Source organism: Nostoc sp. DedQUE08, from assembly GCF_034530895.1.
GTDB lineage: Bacteria > Cyanobacteriota > Cyanobacteriia > Cyanobacteriales > Nostocaceae > Nostoc.
In genome coordinates, this window is record NZ_JAVRCD010000095.1 from 1 (window position 1) to 20,428 (window position 20,428).

Genomic DNA, 20,428 nt, shown 5'->3' on the forward strand with positions numbered 1-20,428 from the left:
CGAATTCAATAAATGACTGCCCGAATTCAATAAACGACTGCCCGAATTCAATAAACGACCACCCGAATTTAATAAACAACCACCCGAATTTAATAAACAACCACCCGAAATCAATATATTTATTGCATAAATTCTCAAAACCTCACCTGAAACCTGATTTACTTAGGTTTTAGCTTTAGTTTTACCCCACCCAACCATCACTGTGATTAAGTAGGTAAGTAAGTAGGTGCAATAAAACCAAACTGTGTAAAGAAAAGTAAATAAGCCTCAAACTCTTTCTCCCCCTGCGTCCTTAATGATAAGTCTTTCACCAGATATGATATCAAGGGGGGAAACAGGAAATTTGTTCCCTCCCCTTGACAAGGGGAGGGTTAGGGTGGGGTGAAGCGGATAGTGATGGGAAGCCAGAGAACTGAATATCACGTCATTACAAGGGTTTCACCTTAAGTGAACACCTATGGGCAATGCCGTGCCCCTACGCGAACAAATCTATATATATGTATAAGGGTTTTAGTGAATGGGTTTTACTTTCTCTCTATACAAAACATCAGCTGGAAACATAATTAATCCTTCGCTCGTCCTTGCGCTAGATTAACAATTTCTGTTGTTGTTAACTCACACCACAAATAAAACTATCAGCGATTTACTTTTAATAAGTAATGATGATTTATCGTGCTTATTTAATCCCAAACCTCATCTGGTAAAAATAACTCAACGGGATTTATGACTTTTTCTCCGGAAGTTCAGCACAGTCATCAGAAAACAATCTAAGTAAACCTGATTAGTTTCTCCTTACTTGCACACCCACATTCACAACATGAAATCACATCTACTGGCGATTGGTTTAAGCAGTTTGGTTCTAGTTGCAGGACAAGCTAAAGCCTCACAATTACAGTCTTGGTACTATGATTCTAGCCAAAACCAATTAGACCTAACTACCACTTCGGGAATAGAACCAAAAGCCTTTTTATTAGATAATCCGAATCGATTAGTGATTGACTTACCTGGAACTAATTTTAATTCCGATACTGTCAAACAAAGTTTTGGTAAGGCGGTGAAAGAAATTCGCCTCGGCAAACCAGACTCTCAAACCACTCGTTTTGTCGTCGAGTTAGCTCCGGGTTATGATGTTACTTCCCAAAATATATCAATTAAAGGAGATTCCCGTTCTCATTGGATTTTCAAATTCAATTCATTTAACCGTCAAAATAACCCCATTGTTGGGGAAAATCGAGAAGATATTGCCATCAAATCCACAGATGCATCGACATTTGCTGGAGTTGTGAATCTTGGTCAAGAAATGGTTGGTATTACTTCTCAGATTCGCAGTTTGTTAGCAAGTTATAAAACATTAAATCCTGGAATATTTTTCTTGGATTTAGATACAGGAAACTATATAGATATTAATGGCGAAAAAAGATTTGCTGCTGCCAGTACAATCAAATTCCCCTTATTAGTGGCTCTTTTCCAAGAAATAGATGCAGGTAGAATTAAACTTACCGATAAATTAGTGATGCGGCGCGATTTAAAGGTGGGCGAATCTGGAATAATGCAATACAAACCCATCGGCACTAAATTTAGTGTCCTGGAAACTGCTACTTTGATGATGACAATCAGCGATAATACCGCCACAAATTTAGTTCTCGATCGCTTGGGTGGTGCCGCAAAAGTTAGTCAACGTTTTCGTAGCTGGGGATTGCAAAATACAGCACTTCGCAATTTACTTCCAGATATCGGTGGCACAAATACAACTAGTTCTAAAGATTTAGTCAGATTAGCGGCGTTAGTTTCTAATAATCGTTTGCTATCCCCAACTAGCCGCGATCGAGTTTTAGGCATTATGCGCCATGTCAAAACCAATAGTTTACTACCAGCTGGTATCGGTCAAGGAGCTACTATTGCCCACAAAACTGGTACATTGAGATTTATCATTGGTGATGCGGGTATTATTCAAATGCCCAACGGCAAAAGCTATTTAGCAGGTGTTTTGGTGCAAAGACCAAACTACGATCGCAGAGCTGGAGATTTTGTCCGTGAAGTTTCCAGAAGAGTCTATAATTACCTAGACAATACCAAAGTTAGCAATATACAACCCAAATTTGGCGATGCCTCCAACGGGCTACGCCTACGCATTCGTTAGTCAAGCGATCGCAACTACTAGTCCACCACATCAACTTTGAAGAGTACTGTTAGCGGTAGCGGGGCGTTTAGCCCGTGCTGAGTATTGAGTAATTTACTCTCAGCCAAGGTACTCACTACTCAGCATTGAGTAGGGTGAATAAGTTTGTAGTAAAGACTAAAGTCCTTACTACGAACTCCGCAATTGCACCCAAATCGCAAAAAGAGGGACGTACATTTGTACGTCCCTACATATCTATCTGTATTCAGGTATTTCGTCGTGAAATGAGATTAACTCAGAAAATTTGGTGTACCACTATTACCACTCCTACCAACAGCAGGAATTTCCACTGTGTCATCTGTAGCTTTACCAGTGCCGTCATTGACAACGTAATTAGTGTTACCCACATGTCCATTAGGGATAAACAATTGTGGATGGTCAAAGGGCGCTTTATCAAACCGAACTCGGTCATCAGTCAGTCCTTTTAAAAAGGCGACCAAGTCCTGTTTTTCTTGTGGTGAAAGATTTAGTGGTGGAAGTACTCCATAATCACCACCACGATTGTAAAAATCAATCACTTGCTCTAGAGTCGCCTGACCTCCATTGTGGAAGTAGGGAGCAGTTAGTTCCACATTGCGAAGTCCGGGTGCTTTGAAAGCTCCGTTTGCAAACACAGGTTCACTGGAATTCAACGGTGGATTGAGGGTTGGGGGGTTTTCGCCAAGGAGATCCTTAAATTTACCCAACTGAGCCAATCGTGCCTCTGAAAGCGGATTACGTTGACCTTTACTCTGCAAACCGTCATAACCACCCAAACCGGGGTCTTCTGTGGCTGGTCTGACACCGATATTGAAGAAACCATTGTCTTCGGGAGATTGTGAGCCAAACGGCGCACGTTTGATTCGTCCCTCTTTAGCCACGCTGCTGACTGAAGCCGCAGTTAATTCTACTCCAGTGTGGCAACTAATACACAGACCTTTGCCCTCAAACAGTCCTTTCCCTCGTTGCTGCTGCGCGGTTAGGGCGCTGGTGTTTCCTTCCAAATAGCGATCGTAGGGCGTATCATAGGAAATGAGCGTAGACTCGTACAACTGAACTGCCAGCCCAAAGAATAGCGAGAAGTTGTACTCTAGCAATGTGTACTCATTAGTCGTCAAGGAGCGATCGGGCCTTTTAACAATAGTCCGTTTACCGTCAGAGTCAACTTGGATGAGGCGAGTAGAATTCCACCACTCCGGCTTGAAGGCATCTTGAATCATTTGCTCGTATGTTTTATCTTTAAGTCCAGGTTTAGGCGAGCTACTATCTTTACCTAAAACGCTGTCTTGTGGATGCACAATCTGTTTAGCTAGGGGTCTAAGAGGTAATAACTTTTTCGCAAGTTTTCGGGGGAGCTTTTTACCCTTACCAGCGGTGAAAGATATTCTGTCAATTAGCCCCAACTTATCACTCCCGAACTTATCACCAATTTCTTCAAAAGTGCGACCATCTGCGGATGACTCAAAGGAACTGAGTGGCGGCCCGACAGCTTGAGATGCCAAAGACGAGTTTTTGAGGCTGACTTTGACAAATTCTGCCCTAATTGGGTTTATAGCCTTGACAACAGTGGCGTTAGTATCTCTTAAACCGAAGGGATTCACCCCATTAAAGATATCTTGTGCCCTTCCGTCCCAAAAGTTGCGGAAGTTGAATGCAGCATTAATCACGGTTGGCGTGTTACGCGGCTCAACGCGCCGCACATTGATACCTTTTACGTTAAACACCGGATCTGGCTCGGTTGTAACTTTGTCTTCTGCATTACCAAGTGTGACATCCACAAACTTCGTATTGAAGATCCCCTGAGAAGAACTGACATCGTTACGGTCAGATACAACAGTCTTAGGATCGTTGGGGTTTGACAACTTGTGGAAGGGGAAATCTCCTGGTTTAAGCTGATAGTTTGGTAGTCCGCCGACATTGAAAACTGAATCTGGATTCTCTGTACCATCGGCGTTGACCCGCAAAAGCCCAGGAGCAATCTGATTTTTGGATCTATTGTCGGCTCCAGCATGAAAGTGACAACTAGCACAGGAGGTCTTTCCATCGCTCCCAATCTGCATATCCCAAAAAAGAGTCTTTCCTAACTTGATTGCAGCTGTTTTGTCTGCTACAAAGTCTCCAAGATTGTCAGGTTCTGGAACCGATACGCTTTTGAGCGAAACTGGAGACGGGCCTGTAACTGCTGATACAGTATTTCCAGCTATTACCGCTGCCAGAATAATGGCAGCAATGGTTATAGTCCTTGAAAATCTCGATCTCAAGTAATTAGGCTTGCCATATCTGAATCTCCACTCTTGCCGCTTTATTTTTGTCACCAAAGATTTGAGCAAAAATCGACCTCTTGAGGTCAGCAATAAGTAACATGATAAAGCGGTGGCGAAGATTACTAAACTGATTATGGGTATAATCCCCATAGTTTTTTTCTAAAGTAACACCGAGATAAAGTATACATTTACGAAGAAGTTTTTAATTTAATATTCATGTAAAATGAACACGCAAATTACGAATTTTACGTGAACAAAAAAATACACCCTCTTCGGGCTACGAATCATAAATTAATTTGGATAAATTGATGATTATTCTATATTGAATTTGCATTAACTAAACTATTAATATATTTTATCGATAAGAGTTTGATAAAATGTTCAGATATTTAAATTAGATATAACTTACTTATCAGTCCTAATTTTTGGATATTTTAATGTTACTACATCAAAGTTCTGGTCGGTGGCGCTTAGGGCTAGCATTATCGCTATTGACAGTCTTCTTATGGGGAATTTTACCTATTGCTCTTGCAGTAATTCTACAAGTACTTGATGTCTATACCGTTATTTGGTTTCGTTTTTTAGTATCATTTGTATTACTTGCTGTGTATTTAGGGATACGCGGTAAATTACCAAAATTAGAACAATTGCGCTCTGCTTCTGGAAAATTATTAGCGATCGCAACAATATTTTTAGGGATTAATTACTTCTCGTTTACCCAAGGTTTAGCATTAACATCGCCTGCTAACGCTGAAGTTTTGATTCAATTATCTAGCCTTTTATTAGGTTTTGGAGGGTTAGTAATTTTTAAAGAACGTTATCGACTGTCTCAATGGATTGGCGTTAGTGTCATGATTTGTGGTTATCTTTTATTTTTTCGCGAACAACTAACGAATTTAATTACAGCACATGGCACATATATACTAGGTAGTGTTTTAATCGCGCTAGGAGCAACGGCTTGGGCTATTTATGCTTTGGCACAAAAGCAGTTATTACAATCTTTATCTTCCACCAACATCATGTTGATCATTTATGGAGGCTGTACTTTATTATTCACTCCTATAGCTAAAGTTAAATCACTTTTTATACTCGATAGTTTCCATTTAGTAATGTTAATTTTTTGTGCCTTGAATACTTTAATCGCTTACGGTGCTTTTTCTGAATCATTACAACATTGGGAAGCATCACGAGTAAGTGCAGTAATAGCTTTAGCTCCCATTGTGACATTAATAGCAGTCGCAGTTGTATCAGTTATTGCACCTGATTGGATACCACCAGAACACTTCACCCTTACAGCAATATTGGGAGCAGGTTTAGTAGTTACAGGTTCAGTAGCGATCGCACTTGGGAAAAGCTGATTAATCGCCATATTTTTCAGAAATTTTACTGGATTTTTCAGCTAGTGAATTTGTGCAATATTCAAAGCTACAACATAAATACTGAGGCAGACTATTTTTTATTTGTTATGATTTAATAGTGAAGGCAAACTACTGAAGTCATCTAGATACTTTACTCATCTGCGTGACTTTGTAGGATTTAATTGTTGACTTGATAGCCGAAAAAACCTTGAATAAGAATTCAAAAATCAAAATTCAGGAGTCAGAATAAATTACTAGGGCATTGGGAATCACTACTTTTTTGACTACTAAATCTAAGATTTAGTGGAAATTATAAACCCATTTATACCCTTTATTTTAAGCCAGCTACATTTGCAAGTCATACATTAATTCATCCTGAATTATAATTACTGACTCCTAAATTCTGTTTTGATAAAATTGAGGCTAATAACTTTAAGTAAACCAAGCAGGGCGCCCGAATAACTACCAAAGCCAACACCCGATAAAACCAGACCACCGAAACAGTTGAGCGATGAATAGTTTGTTTGGTAATTGGGCCAGCACCCTCAGAAAAAATTCTTTATTGCTGGTTCTTTCAATGGTGCTGCCAACGTTTGGAATTAGTAATTCTGTGTTGGCAGCAGAGCGGATTTATGCATCTTATTCAGCTTTAGAGCTTTCTATTTCAGTCAGGACTTTAGAGAACTACGCTAAAACAGGTGTAATTAACGAAGACTTAGCAGCCTATCAGCGATATCTGCCTTTAGAACAGCTTCAAGAATTACGGCGGATTTTGCTTAATCGTGTGAAAGTTAGTCCGGTAGTAGTTTCGCAACTTCTCTACACACCCCAAGGAGAATTTTTACTGCATCGATTGGCGCAAGTGATTAAAACCAATCAGCCAGAACCAGGATTGAGTACTTTGCGTTCGGCGCTAATTTTAGCCTCTGGGGAATCGGGAGGCTTGACACTTTTAAATGTGTTGCGTAAATATCCCACCAGCAGCATTCGCCTTGATGTCGCCGAGACTTTTGAAATAGCTACGGAATTGGAGAAACTTGTTAACCAAACCCATCTGGCGATCGCAGTTGTTTCCCAAAAGTCTAAAATAGAAGCTGAGAGCATTTCTCAACCAAATTTCTCGCAATTGCCCGATTTAAAGGTTCCGGGAAAATTTAAGTCGCAAAAATACATCCTGAAGTTTTTCGACTCAACCCGCAATCGACTTTTATTGACTGATGTTTACATTCCCAATGTCCAAAAGGCTGCACCGGTAATTGTCATTTCTCACGGCTTGGGTTTAGACAGCAGTAACTTTCAATATTTAGCCACTCACTTAGCTTCTTACGGATTTGCTGTCGTTGTTCCCAATCACCCTGGTAGTGATGCGAAACAATTACGTTCTCTCTTAAAAGGACGCGCTATTGAAGTAGCAGAACCAAGCGAATTTCAAGACCGACCTTTGGACATAACATATATACTGAATCAATTGCAAAAAGGTAATCAATCTGATTCACGGTTTAAAGGTCGCCTAAATCTGCAACAAGTCGGAGTATTTGGTCAATCTTTGGGAGGCTACACAGCCTTAGCCCTAGCAGGCGCTAAAATCAACTTTGAGCAGCTAAAACAAGACTGTCAACCAGCAGCACTCCAAAATACCTGGAATATGTCTTTACTGCTCCAGTGTCGCGCTTTAGAATTGAGCATCAGCAAGTCTGGCAAAGATTATAACCTGCGGGATGAGAGAGTAAAAGCTGCGATCGCAGTTAATCCTATTACTAGTTCAATTTTTGGCAAAGCTGGCTTAAGTCAAATCAAAACTCCAGTGATGATTGTCAGCAGTAGTGATGATACAGTTGCCCCAGCTTTATCCGAGCAAATTTTACCTTTTTCCTGGTTAACGAATCCTCAAAAGTATCTCGTCACGCTTGAAGGTGGCACACACTTCTCCATCATTGGCAATGCAAATCCTGCAAATCAACAAGTAGCATTACCTGCTGATATGATTGGTGATGCTTCTCAAGCGCGTCGTTACATGAATGTTTTAAGTTTACCTTTCTTCCAAACATACATTGCAGGCAGGCCGCAATACACACCCTACCTAAACGCCGCTTACACTCAAAGCATTTCTAGTAAGCCTCTTGGCTTGAGTCTCGTTAAGTCATTGAATACAACTGAATTAGCACAATTATTGGATATCAAAGCAGCCAAACTCGTTCAAAAAAAAGTTCCCAACACCATAGTCAGCTTCGGATTTTGGATGTTGGATATTGGTGTTGCGTTGCTGCATGTAATGATTTTTATTTGATTTGTACAGACGTAATTAATTACGTCTGTAGAGTTGATTTTCACCTTTAGAAAATCAGAGGCTCAATTTTTGCTACGGAAGCCTTGCCACGTTATTAGACCATCCTCTAATTATTTTCACTTACATTAGTAACTGTAAAAAGCGTAACAAGCACAGATAGATACGATCGCATTCATACTTATCAGCATATACTTTAAAGAAATATGACATTTAATTACGCTATTTTAAAACTAGCTTTACATAAGTTAAGTTATGAGCCAGCCGGAATATACTACAGCCCAAGCTAATGCCCTGACTAACCACGATCGCAAACCCATTCACATACCTGGCTCTATTCAACCTCATGGCATTCTCCTGGCACTCAGTAATCAGCTAGAGATACTGCAAGTTAGCAACAATACCCAAGTGTATTTGTGTAAATCTCCAGAAGATTTGCTCAGTCAACCTTTGAGCTATTTACTTGAACCTCAGCCAGTGGAAATTGTCAAGCAGTGCTTAGTAAAAAAGGTTGGCAGCGCTAATATTTTTAAAGTATTAATAAATACTTTGTATGGGGAAATATACTTTGATGCGATCGCTCATCGTACAGAAGAAGCTGTGATTTTGGAGCTAGAACCAACTGACTCGGAATTTGAGATGAGTTTCTTAAACTTTCATAGTTTTGCGAGTGAAGCGATCGCTAAAATGCAAAAGACATCCAATTTGGGAGAATTTTTGCATTTAGTAGCTGAAGAAGTTCAAAAAATCATCGGTTTCGATCGGGTGATGGTTTATCAATTTGACGAGTCAGAAGCGGGTTCTGTGGTTGCAGAAGTTAAACGGGAAGATTTATCACCTTATTTAGGACTCCACTATCCCGCTACAGATATTCCAGCGCAGGCTAGGGAGTTATACACGCGCTGCTTTCTGAGATTTCTCCCCGATTTGACTGCCGAACCTGTCAAACTAGTTCCAACGGAAAATCCGACAACACATCAGCATCTTGACTTAAGCTACTGTCTGCTGCGGAGTTTTGATTGGTGTTGTACTGAATATCATCAAAATATGGGAGTGAAGGCTCTTTTGGTGATTTCAATTATTCAAGAGCAGAAACTTTGGGGATTAATATCCTGTCACCATCAAACACCAAAGTATATTTCTTACGAAGTCCGCAAGATGTGCGAATTTTTGGGACAGATTGCATCTTCAGAATTAGCACACAAAATTAGTAACTCGGAATGGGATTATAAAGTAAAACTCAAATCGCTACAGTCTGAGTTTCTAGAATCTATTTCCCAAGCAGACAATTTTATCGATGCCCTCATCAAACCGGAAATCCGCTTGCTCGATCTTGTTAGTGCTTCAGGAGCGGCGGTTTGTCTGGATAATGAAATTACCCTTGTGGGGACAACACCGAATATTGATGAAGTTCGGGCACTCATTGAATGGGCGAATACCCAAGTTAGTGACAACCTGTTTGCTACTGATTCTCTGCCGAAGCTTTACCAAGAGGCACTAGTATTTAAAGATACTGCTAGTGGCTTGTTGCTACTGCGGATTTCTAAAATTCGGCGCTATTATATCCTTTGGTTTCGCCCTGAAGTTCTTCAAACGGTACACTGGGCAGGAAATCCACAAGAATCCATGCAAGCACAGGCAGACGGTAGCTATACCCTGTCTCCCCGAAAATCCTTTGAACAATGGCAAGAAACGGTTAGATTAACTTCTCTACCCTGGAAACCTTGCGAACTTGACAGTGCGATCGCTTTGAATAATGCGATCGTTGGTATTGTACTCTCGAAAGCGGATGAATTAGCTAAAATCAACCTGGAGTTAGAGCGCAGCAATCAAGAACTAGCATCCTTTGCCTACGCCGCTTCCCATGACCTCAAGGAACCTTTGCGGGGCATTTATAACTTTTCAACAGTGCTGCTAGAAGACTATGCCCAAGTATTAGATGATGACGGAATGGAGTGCTTGCAAACAGTAGTATCCTTGTCTGTACGCATGGAAACTCTGATTAATGCTCTACTGCGGTTATCGCAGTTAGGACAAGCACAACTGCGCTTGCAAGCAACTGACCTCAACGAATTACTCAACCAAGTAATCGACATTTTTCGTGCTAGTCGCCAAGACTCTGGGCTTGTGGATATCCGCATTCCTCGACCTTTACCAACAGTTTTGTGCGATCGAGTGCTGGTTAATGAAGTCTTCAGTAATCTGCTTGGTAATGCGTTCAAATATAACGATAAGACAGAGCAATGGGTTGAGATTGGCTACTTTTCTCAAGAAGAGGCAGAGGGGCAGAGGGGCAGGGGAGCAGAGGAGCAGGGGGAGACAAGGGGAATAACTCATACCCAATGCCCCATGCCCCATGCCCCATGCCCAATATTTTATATCCGAGATAACGGCATTGGAATTCCCCAGCATCACCTAGAAACTATCTTTAGATTATTTAAGCGGCTCCATTCCCAGCAAAAGTACGGTGGAGGAGCAGGTGCAGGATTAGCTATTGTTAAGAAGATTGTTGAGCTTCATAATGGTCACATTTGGGTTGAATCTACCGTAGGCGTTGGCTCAATTTTTTATTTTACGCTGGAATAGTTTAAGATAATGACTAAATATATATTTTTGTTAAGCTCTTTTAATACCACGAATGACAAAAAAACTTCATGAACCGCTGCTCGTTGTTGAGGACAGCAATGAAGATTTTCGGATGCTGCAACGTCTGATGCGGCGTATGTCCGTCCAGAACCCCATACACCGTTGTACGAATGGGGATGAGGTTTTAGAGTTCCTTTATCAACAGGGAAACGATGCCTACGCTAAGGACGAAGACCTACCCAACTCAAAAGTAGCATTACGACCCTCTGTAATCTTGCTCGATCTCAATTTGCCAGGTATTGATGGGCGTGACATTTTAGATCGGCTCAAGCAAGATAAGAGTTTCAAGGGAATTCCCATCGTTGTTTTTACCACATCATCTAACCCCAAGGATATTGAATTGTGCTACCAAAAGGGCGCAAATGGATATCTGGTAAAACCGATGGATGCTCAAGAACTAAAAAAGACGATCCAGGCATTTGTAGACTACTGGCTTGAAGCTAATACGCCGCCTGTGTTGGATTAATTTATTTATTTTTTGTCGATCTAGCAGTAGGGAAAAAAGGATAATAAAAAAGACGGCTCAGAGAACACAGAGAAATTTTCCTCTTTGAGTCACTGTGTCTGTTTGTCTCTGTTAGATTCCTTTTCCCGATTTTTCTATTTTTTGACTATTTGGTATTTCTTTAGGATTACTAAAGAATTTAGATTTTATTTACACTTATTTTATATTATTTTTAGAATTATGCAAGAAAACACAATCTGGATAAAAGGGATCTATATAGCTCCCTGATCCTCATAACCTTATGTTGGACACATGGACGCTACTTATCATCGATGATTGTGCCGCAGATCGGAAAATCTATCGTCGATATCTTTTGAAAGATCCGCACCAGTCCTACCAGATTTTAGAGGCAGACTGTGCAGAAGAAGGACTTGCTTTGTGCCAAAAAGTACGCTGTGATGTGATTTTGCTGGATTTTTGCCTACCTGATATGAGTGGGTTAGAATTTTTCGATCGCATCCAGCAGGAGATATTTAAGACTTCTGTCCCTGTGATTATGTTGACAGGGCGCGGTGATGAAGAAATCGCTGTGCAGGTAATGAAACGGGGTGCTTTGGATTACTTAGTCAAGCAAAATCTGACACAGGATGTGCTGCAACTAGCAGTCCGTAACGCCATTAAGCAGTCGTGCTTGCAAGCCCAACTGCTCAAAACTCAGGAGAGACAACGCCTAATTGCCACAACTGCTTTACGAATTCGCCAGTCTCTTAACTTAGAGCAAATTTTGAATACGGCTGTAGCTGAGGTTCAGCAACTTCTGAAGTGCGATCGCGTCATGGTTTATCAGTTTGCCCCAGATACAGATGGTAAGATAGTCGCCTCATCAGTTGAGTCATACCGCACTGTGGCATTGTGCGATCGCGTTGGGGCTGGGACTGTGGAGCAGGGGAGCAGGGGAGCAGGGGAGCAGGGGAGCAGAGGAGAAGTTGCAGTAGGTCTTTCCCCTCTGCCCCTCTGCCCCTCCGCCCCTCTGCCTTTTGTGCCTAATTCCCAATCCCCAATCCCTTATATTTATGAGCTTGGCTTGTGTAATTGTGTCAGCCTAAAAGAGCAATTTAATACTAAGGCAAATCTAGTAGTTCCGATTAATCTGAGCAACAATGGGAACCCAACACCCAAGCTTTGGGGTTTATTGATTGCTCACCATAATTCCGGGGAACGACATTGGCAAACTGATGATGCAGAAATGCTCAATGAAGTATCAGTACAGTTAGCGATCGCTATTCAACAGGCGGAATTGTTAGCCCAAACTCAAGCAGCCCTTGCCAAAGAAAAGCAACTCAATGTATTTAAATCCCAAATAATTACAACGGTTTCCCATGAGTATCGAACGCCGCTAACTTCAATTCTGGCTGCGGCATCAACTTTGGTAAAACATAGCCAGCAACTAGATGAGTCCAAACAACACAGGTTCTTAGGAATCATTGAACAGAAAGCAAGGTATATGTCCAAACTCGTGGATAATATGCTTCTGGTTAACCAACTTGAACTGGAAAAACCCAAGTTTCAACCAATCTCAGTCGATTTACTGCAATTTTTTTCTGACCTTTTAGAACAAGAGCGAGAAACAGTAGGCGATCGCCACGAATTGATTTTTAAAATTACTGGTAATCATCATGGATTTTGGGGCGATCGCGGACTTTTGCAACAAATTTTTATTAACTTGATGTCCAATGCCATTAAGTACTCTCCAGATGGAGGTAGTGTAGAATTCCACCTGATTGGCAAAGAATCAGAAGCAATTTTTTACATTAAAGACTGTGGAATTGGTATCCCGATGGCAGATCGAGAAAATTTGTTTCAATCCTTAAGTCGTGGAAGTAACGTTGACACAATTCCTGGTACAGGCTTAGGGCTAGCGATCGCTAAAGCTTGTGTCGAGTTACATAGTGGCAATATTGCCTTGTCGAGTGAAGTGGGACAAGGAACTAAAGTTACAGTTAGCTTACCGAAATTATTCCCAATGGGTAAAGTATCTCCATCATCAACTTGACCGAACAATTCATAATTCATAATGACGTTATACGCATCATTCATTTTTGTCCCAGATTCGGGAGTAAGTATCAACACAACAGAAAAGCGGGATAAGAAAAAAATCTTGAAAAATTAACCGCAATCAGCAACGCCGGAAATTTTTATACCTATTAATTTGGTTCTAACAGGTTGACAATCTTCCTCACTAACTCCTCTGGTTCTAATGGCTTGGTAATATGAGCTTGAAACCCAGCAGTTAAGGCTTTTTGCTGGTCAATATCTGTGGCATAACCGGTAAGTGCGATCGCCGGAATCGTTCCTCCCTGATTCGGTGGGCGCAAACGAATCTGCTGAATCAGCATATAGCCATCCATATCAACCATACCTATATCACTCACAATTACATCGGGAATGAAACTATTAAGTACTTGCAATGCTTCTAGCCCAGATGCTGCGACTGTCACTTTTGCGCCATTTTGTTCTAGCAAAAATGCTTCAAACTTGCATGAAAACTTATCATCATCCACGAGCAAAATTTGCAGGTTGCTTAAGGGAGTCTCTGCGATTTCTGCATCAGCGTCGGCTGAGTCAAGTACAATTTGTGCTGATTGGTTCAAGATCGGTATTTCAACTGTAAAGGTTGCGCCCTGATTCTCACCCAAGCTTTCTGCTTTGACTGTGCCACCGTGCAGTTCTACAATTTGGCGGACGATCGCTAGCCCTAAACCCAAGCCACCAAATCTGCGTGTTGTTGAGCTATCTTCTTGCCGGAAATAATCAAAGACATACGGTAGAAATTCCGGTTGAATGCCAATGCCTGTATCGATCACCCGGATTTGAGCCTGCCCTGCAATTTGTTTTAATTCAATGATTACTTCTCCCTCATCTGGTGTAAATTTGACGGCATTGGTAAGCAAGTTCCACACCACTTGCTGCAAGCGGGCAGCGTCACCAGAGATAGGTGCAGTCGGTTCGAGATCGATCTGTAAGTTAATATTTTTTGCTTCTGCTGCTAGATGCACCGTTTCCAGGGCAGCAGAAATAACAGGGATTACATTAAGGGGAGCCACCTTTACGGACAGCTTGCCCTGCATAATCCGCGAAACGTCGAGTAAGTCTTCAATTAATTGTGATTGCAATTTGGCGTTGCGCTCAATCGTTAGTAGTGCTTCGCTTTGACGGGCGGGATTGAGCTTGCCTTTTTGCAGCAGTTGTGCCCAGCCCAAGATCGGGTTGAGGGGCGATCGCAACTCATGAGACAGCACCGCTAAAAACTCGTCTTTAATTTGGTTGGCTCGTTGCAACTGTTCTGCCTGTTGCTGAATCGAAACAATTAGGTTGGCTCGGTCGAGGGCGATCGCTATTTGCTCAGACATTAATTGCAGCAAATCAATTTCTTCTGAGGTAAAGCGAGTGCGGGTGCAGCTAGCAAAGCAGATAGTTCCCAATAACCGTTCTTGGACAATTAACGGTTGACCGACATAAGCGGTGGCACCCAGGTCGCGGTGGGTTTGGGCATGAGGATGAGTGGCAATTTGGGCGCGATCGAGAACGAGTTGCTGTCGTTCTTGAGCTACCCATCCACAAAGGTCTTCACCGAACTCAAGCCACTCGATCGTCTCTGCCATCTCTTGACTAATGCCCTCATAGTTTTGCAAATGCAGTCTGGGGCGATTGTCTTTTGACTCGACGATGTAGCTGTAGTAATAGTCCAACCCTAGCGGGGGTGAGAGTTTGCTAAATAAATTGTGCATCAGCGTCATCGGTTGCTCAACCGCAAGTAAATTGCTGGTAATCTCATAGAGCAACTGCAAGCGTTCATCAGCTTGCCGCTGTGAGGTGACATCGCGCATGATTTTGATAAATCCTTGCACATCGTCGGCTTCATCGCGTAAGGGCATCACCAAGCCACTACCCCAAAAGCGGCTACCGTCTTTTCGGACATGCCAGCACTCATTTTCTGCCTGTCCTTGAGTTTGGGCGGTCTGCAATTCCCTTCCAGCGCGGTTTTGGGCGTTGTCTTCGGGGGTGTAAAGGCAGCGACTGTCACAGCCAATAATTTCTGCTTCTGAATACTTCAATAAGTTTTCGGCACCAGCACTCCAACTCGTGATCGCAGCGTTGGAATCAAGGGTTAAAATGGCATATTCTTTTGCACTTGCCACCATTAACCGAAAGCGAGCTTCACTTTGTTTGAGGGCAATTTCGATTTGTTTGCGAGCGGTAATGTCGTAGGACATTGCCAGCACAGCATCAACTTCACCGCGATCGTTGCGTAAGGGTGTGCCATGAGAGATATAGTAGCGATCGTGGCTGTTGTGTTCTAAGGTAAATGATTCGCCATTAAGAGCTTGGTGGTAGTAGGGTTCGTAGCTGGCTGCTAGGGCGGGTTCGAGGGCTTCCCAGAGTGTTTTGCCGACAAAGTTTTCAGTAGTCATACCGACCCACTCCAGCGCTTCGCCTTCTGCCAGCTGGTAGCGCAAATCTCGATCCACAATGAACACAGCGCCATGAGGCAGTTTGGCCGCAACTTGACGCAGGCGAGCTTCGGCAAGTTGGCGATCGCGCTTTTCTTGGGCTTCTCGCAGCGCTCGTTGGACACAAGGAACCAACCGCCGTAAGTTGCGCTTTAGCACATAGTCGGTGGCTCCCAGTTTCAGCGCTTCAATCGCTAATTCTTCGCCCATACTGCCAGAGACGAAAATAAAGGGCGTGTCAGGACACAGGTTTTGGGCAATTTTCAAGGCGGAAATGCCATCAAAACCGGGCAAGGCATAGTCTGCCAAAATCAAGTTAAATGCATTGGTTTCTAATGCCCTCACAAACTCAGCGCGAGTTTCTACCCGGAGCAGTTCAAAATTAGCACCGCCATCGGTCAGGGTGACATTTATCACCTCTGCATCAAGGGGATTGTCTTCCAGCAAAAGAAACCGTAGTGCTGTCAACATAATTCGTAATTGATAATTCGTAATTCGTAATTGTTACACCACGGGCTTTGTCGGGGGCTTGAAATATTGATGCTATGCATTTTACTTCTCCATTAGATAAATCAAGGGGCTTGTACGCTTCTTTAATTACGAATTACGAATTACGAATTAGTAATTATTCGGTTATAATGCCTCATGTTTCGGGAGCGAAAAGTAGAACGTTGCGCCCTGGTTGATTGCGCCTTCTGCCCAGATGCGTCCGCCATGTCGATGAACAATCCGCCGGACAGTGGCAAGCCCGACTCCCGTGCCAGGAAACTCTTCCTGGGGATGCAGCCGTTGAAATATGCTAAATAGTCGATCGCAGTATTTCATGTCGAACCCTGCACCATTATCTTTGATAAAGAAAATCACTTCTTGCTCCTGTTCAATGCTACCAATTTTGATGGCGGCTTCGGTGTTATTGCGCGTGTACTTGACGGCATTCGACAGCAAGTTTTGCAGTACTAACCGCAGCAGTACTGGGTCAGCCTCTACCGTTGCCAATGGCTCGATTTTCCAGTGGAGCGATCGCCCGATTAGTTCCGGCTGCAATTGTTCTCGCACCTGCTGCACCAATTGACTGATATTAACAGTAGTCAAATGAATTTCTGTCTGCCCCAGGCGAGAAAATTCCAGCAGGTCGTCTACCATTTTTTCTGCCTCAAGAGCAGATTTGGTGATAATGTTGAGACTTTGCAAACTGGATGCATCGACGAGGGTTGCATTGAGCTTGTCTTGCAACTGTTCGGCAAAGCTGCTGATGTAGCGTAGCGGCGTTCGCAAGTCGTGGGATATAGAGGAAGAGAACGCCTCCAGTTCTTGATTGATGGCTTCTAGTTGAGCCGTCCGCGCTTTCACCTGTTGCTCCAAGCGATCGTTGAGTGTTTGTACTGCCTGCATTACCTGTTCGCGGTAGACTGCTTCGCGTCGCAGTTGTGCTAATTGGAGGTTGGCATTGACTCGCGCTAACAATTCCCGTGCCGAGAAGGGTTTAATTAAGTAGTCATCTGCGCCAGTTTCTAACCCTTGCACCCGTGATTTTTCGCCAGCACGGGCAGAGAGCAAAATAATCGGGATTGTCTGGGTATTTGGTGAAGCCCGTAGCGATCGCAGTAACTCAAATCCATCCATTCTAGGCATCATCACATCTGCTAACACCAAGTCATAGATGACATCTCCACCACGTCGGATCGCAGTCATTGCGGCTAACCCATCATTTACAGCTTCTACCTCGTAGTACTGGTTTAACAACCGCCTGAGATAGCCGCGCATATCGGCGTTGTCATCCACTAGGAGAATACGCGCCCTCTTAGAGCTTTGTGCTTGAACCTCCGAGCTTTGTGCTTGAACCTCCGAGCTTTGAGCTTGAACCTCAGAGCTTTGTGCTTGAACCTCCGAGCTTTGAGCGTGAACCTCCGAGCTTTGTGCTTGAACCTCAGAGCTTTGAGCTTGAACCTCAGAGCTTTGAGCTTGAACCTCAGAGCTTTGTGCTTGAACCTCAGAGCTTTGTGCTTGAACCTCAGAGCTTTCTGCTTGAACCTCAGAGCTTTGCTGAGTTTTCACGTCATGTGGAAAAACCAACGGAAAACCTAACCCCCCAGCCCCCTTCCCTACAAGGGAAGGGGGAGAAGTCAAAGCCTCTCTCCTTGTAGGGGAGAGGTTTGGAGAGGGGTTTTCCAGATCCCGTGAAAAGTCAGCCAAGCTTTGAAGTTGAAATTCTGTGCTTTCTTCAGGTAGCCAACGTAAGGCTTCTTCAACAAAAGCGTTTGCAGTTACAGCCGTCGAAGCTAGTGTAGAGGCAAGCCAAATTTGATCGGCAGGTAGATGGGTGGTTCCGGTGAGGATGGTGACGGTGAAGGTTGTGCCTTGGTCTACTGCGCTCGTAACCGCGATCGCGCCGCCGTGCCGCTTGACGAGTTCCTGCACCAGAGACAAGCCAATGCCTGAGCCTTCATAGCTGCGCCCCTTCGCGCCTTTGACTTGATAGAACCTCTCAAAGAGGTGAGGCAGTTCGGAAGCGGCAATACCTACGCCCGTGTCGCTGACTATCAATTCAACTGTGTTTGCTTTGGATTTGAGCGAGACAGAAATCATACCCTCGAAGGTAAATTTTAAGGCATTGGAGAGCAGGTTTAGCACAATCTTTTCCCACATTTCGCGATCGACGTAAATGGGATCGGGCAGGGGAGGACAATCGACGACTAACTGCAAATTGGCATTCTCGATCGCCGAGCGGAAAACACTTGCCAGTTCCGCCGTGTAGGTGGATAAGTCGGTGGGTTCGTAGTTTGCCTTCAGGCGATCGGCTTCGATGCGGGAGAAGTCGAGCAGGGTATTGACCAGTTTCAGCAAACGCAAGCTATTGCGATGTGCTAGTTCTAGCTGTTCCCGTTGTGAAGAAGTTAGGGGATTTCCCGAATCGCTCAAGGCATCTTGCAGGGGAGCGAGTATCAACGTTAGCGGTGTGCGAAATTCGTGGCTGACGTTGCTAAAGAAGAGGGTTTTGGCGCGATCGAGTTCTGCCAGAGCTTCGGCGCGTTGGCGTTCTTGTTGACGGGCAGCTTGTTCCTGAATCAGGCGAATTTGATCGGCTTGTGCCTGTTTGCGATCGGTAATGTTGTTGAATACGACGACAATGTGGTGTTTATCTTCGTCGATGCGCGACACCAAAATATCGAACCAGCAATCTACACTGTCGATGTAGTGTTCAAACCGGGTCGATTCGCCTGTTTGAGCCACCGTGCCAAAGGTTTGCAGCCAGTTCTGATTCAACAATTGATTCAGTTGAGTGACGTTTTTACCTGCGACATCGCGCAGTCCGGTTAGGGACTCGAACGCTGGGTTGACCTGCAAAATTTTCCAGTCGATCGCCCTTTCATCGTCGTCATACAGCAGTTCGCAGAGGGCGTAACCTTCGTTGATCGAATTGAACAGCAGCCGATATTTTTCTTCCGATTGGCGCAACCCTACTTCGGCGCGGGCGCGTTCAAGCCGCGTCCAGATGCGGTTGGCGAGTTCGCGGGTCAGTTCGATTTCGTCGTCGCGCCAGTCATGGGGTTCGCTACGATAGATGACGAGCAGGAATTGCCACTCGCCATTGCGTATGAGCGGTATGCTGAGGAAAGAGCCGATATTCAAAGTTGCAAACTGCTCGCCATCGGTCAGGGGGTCATCGAACACGTCGCGGATGACGATATCAACTCCTGCGAGACAAAGTTGCATAACTTCGGGTGTTAAAAACTCTTGCATGCGATACGTGCCACGCAGGCTCGGCACGTCGCTGCGATGCCAGTTGTAGTCGATGACTGCAATTCCAGCCGACCCATAAAGTTCGGCAAAGGCGCAGGCTGACAGGCCGAAATGTCTGCCGATTTTTTCGCCCAGCGCATTCATCGTCTCGTCAATGTCCGTCAGACGCGCAAGGTCTTGGCTGACTTCGGCTAAAAAGGCGAGATTTGCATCGTGCCGTTTGCGATCGGTGATGTCATTAAAGACAGTGCAGATTTGACGACTGCCCGCTTTGCCGACGCGCGAAGCGTAAACCTGATACCAACGCCCGGTAGATTGGTTGTAATTTTCAATACGCTGGGGTTTTCCCGTCTTTACCACATCGTTGTATGCTTCAAGCCAGTAGCTTTCAGTGTTCGGGGCAATCTCGCTTCCCAACTTGCCCACCACGTTTTCGAGTCCCGTCTGCTGCTCGAAGACTCGATTCACTTCCAAAAAACGGTAATCAACCGCCTTTGGGGTTTCGTCATAAATCATCTCGAAAATACAGAAGCCTTCGTCAATCGAATTGAACAGCGATCGATATTTTTCTTCCGATTCGCGTAGGGTGACTTGGGCTTGTTTGCGATCGATGGTATCTTTGTCAAGTTCCGATACTTCTTGTAATGCTCGTTGTACAGATGGCACCAACCGCCCTAAGCGTTGCTTGAGTACATAATCTGTCGCGCCTTGCTCGATCGCTTCAATCGCTAATTCTTCGCCCAAACTGCCAGAGATGAAAATAAACGGTATCTCAGGACGTAGGCGACGGGCGATCGTTAGCGCCGCCATCTCATCAAAATTAGACAAGGCATAGTCTGCCAAAATCAGGTCGATGGCGTTGCTCTCCAGTGCCCTAATAAAAGCAGCGCGAGTCTCTACCCGCAACAGTTCACAGTTAATACCGCCCTCGATCAGCGTGGCTTGCACGACTTCTGCATCGGTTAGCCCTCTTCTGTCACTTTCCGAGTATTCTGAATAAAAGGATTAAAAGAAAAAACTC

The 20,428-nt window shown here is 43.9% G+C and carries 9 protein-coding genes; 6 read left to right on the forward strand and 3 right to left on the reverse strand.

The annotated features are described in order from the left end of the window. The first annotated feature begins 817 nt into the window (after positions 1 to 817). Entirely contained in the window at positions 818 to 2,140 is a 1,323-nt protein-coding gene (locus RMY64_RS34775) for a serine hydrolase (RefSeq protein ID WP_322702459.1), read from the forward strand. A gap of 269 nt (positions 2,141 to 2,409) precedes the next feature. Here RMY64_RS34775 and RMY64_RS34780 read toward each other — a convergent pair whose 3' ends face one another. After that, positions 2,410 to 4,572 carry a cytochrome-c peroxidase gene (locus tag RMY64_RS34780; protein ID WP_322702460.1) on the reverse strand — a complete coding sequence of 721 codons (2,163 nt, stop codon included), beginning with the start codon at positions 4,570 to 4,572 and terminating at the stop codon, positions 2,410 to 2,412. A gap of 287 nt (positions 4,573 to 4,859) precedes the next feature. Between RMY64_RS34780 and RMY64_RS34785 the strand changes: the two genes are divergently transcribed. From RMY64_RS34785 to RMY64_RS34805, 5 genes are all read left to right on the forward strand, one after another. Continuing rightward, the gene (locus RMY64_RS34785; RefSeq protein ID WP_322690551.1) at positions 4,860 to 5,780 is read left to right on the forward strand and encodes a DMT family transporter; all 921 of its coding nucleotides are present in this window, start codon (positions 4,860 to 4,862) and stop codon (positions 5,778 to 5,780) included. 511 nt (positions 5,781 to 6,291) lie between these two features. Beyond that, positions 6,292 to 8,067 carry an alpha/beta hydrolase gene (locus RMY64_RS34790; RefSeq protein WP_322702461.1) on the forward strand — a complete coding sequence of 592 codons (1,776 nt, stop codon included), beginning with the start codon at positions 6,292 to 6,294 and terminating at the stop codon, positions 8,065 to 8,067. A gap of 252 nt (positions 8,068 to 8,319) precedes the next feature. After that, a complete protein-coding gene (locus RMY64_RS34795; RefSeq protein WP_322702462.1) occupies positions 8,320 to 10,650 on the forward strand; it encodes an ATP-binding protein in 2,331 nt (776 codons plus the stop codon). Between the two features lie 52 nt (positions 10,651 to 10,702). Beyond that, on the forward strand, positions 10,703 to 11,176 hold the full coding sequence (locus tag RMY64_RS34800) for a response regulator (protein WP_322671192.1): 474 nt from the start codon (positions 10,703 to 10,705) through the stop codon (positions 11,174 to 11,176). 280 nt (positions 11,177 to 11,456) lie between these two features. Continuing rightward, positions 11,457 to 13,208: an ATP-binding protein gene (locus RMY64_RS34805; protein ID WP_322702463.1), complete on the forward strand. Its 1,752-nt coding sequence runs from the start codon at positions 11,457 to 11,459 to the stop codon at positions 13,206 to 13,208. A gap of 151 nt (positions 13,209 to 13,359) precedes the next feature. Here the strand turns inward: RMY64_RS34805 and RMY64_RS34810 are convergent, their stop codons facing one another. Both RMY64_RS34810 and RMY64_RS34815 read right to left on the reverse strand, forming a co-directional pair. Continuing rightward, entirely contained in the window at positions 13,360 to 16,137 is a 2,778-nt protein-coding gene (locus tag RMY64_RS34810) for a response regulator (protein WP_322702464.1), read from the reverse strand. Between the two features lie 162 nt (positions 16,138 to 16,299). Then, positions 16,300 to 20,355 (reverse strand): ATP-binding protein, encoded by a 4,056-nt coding sequence (locus RMY64_RS34815; RefSeq protein WP_322702465.1) that lies wholly within the window; start codon positions 20,353 to 20,355, stop codon positions 16,300 to 16,302. Between the last annotated feature and the right edge of the window lie 73 nt (positions 20,356 to 20,428).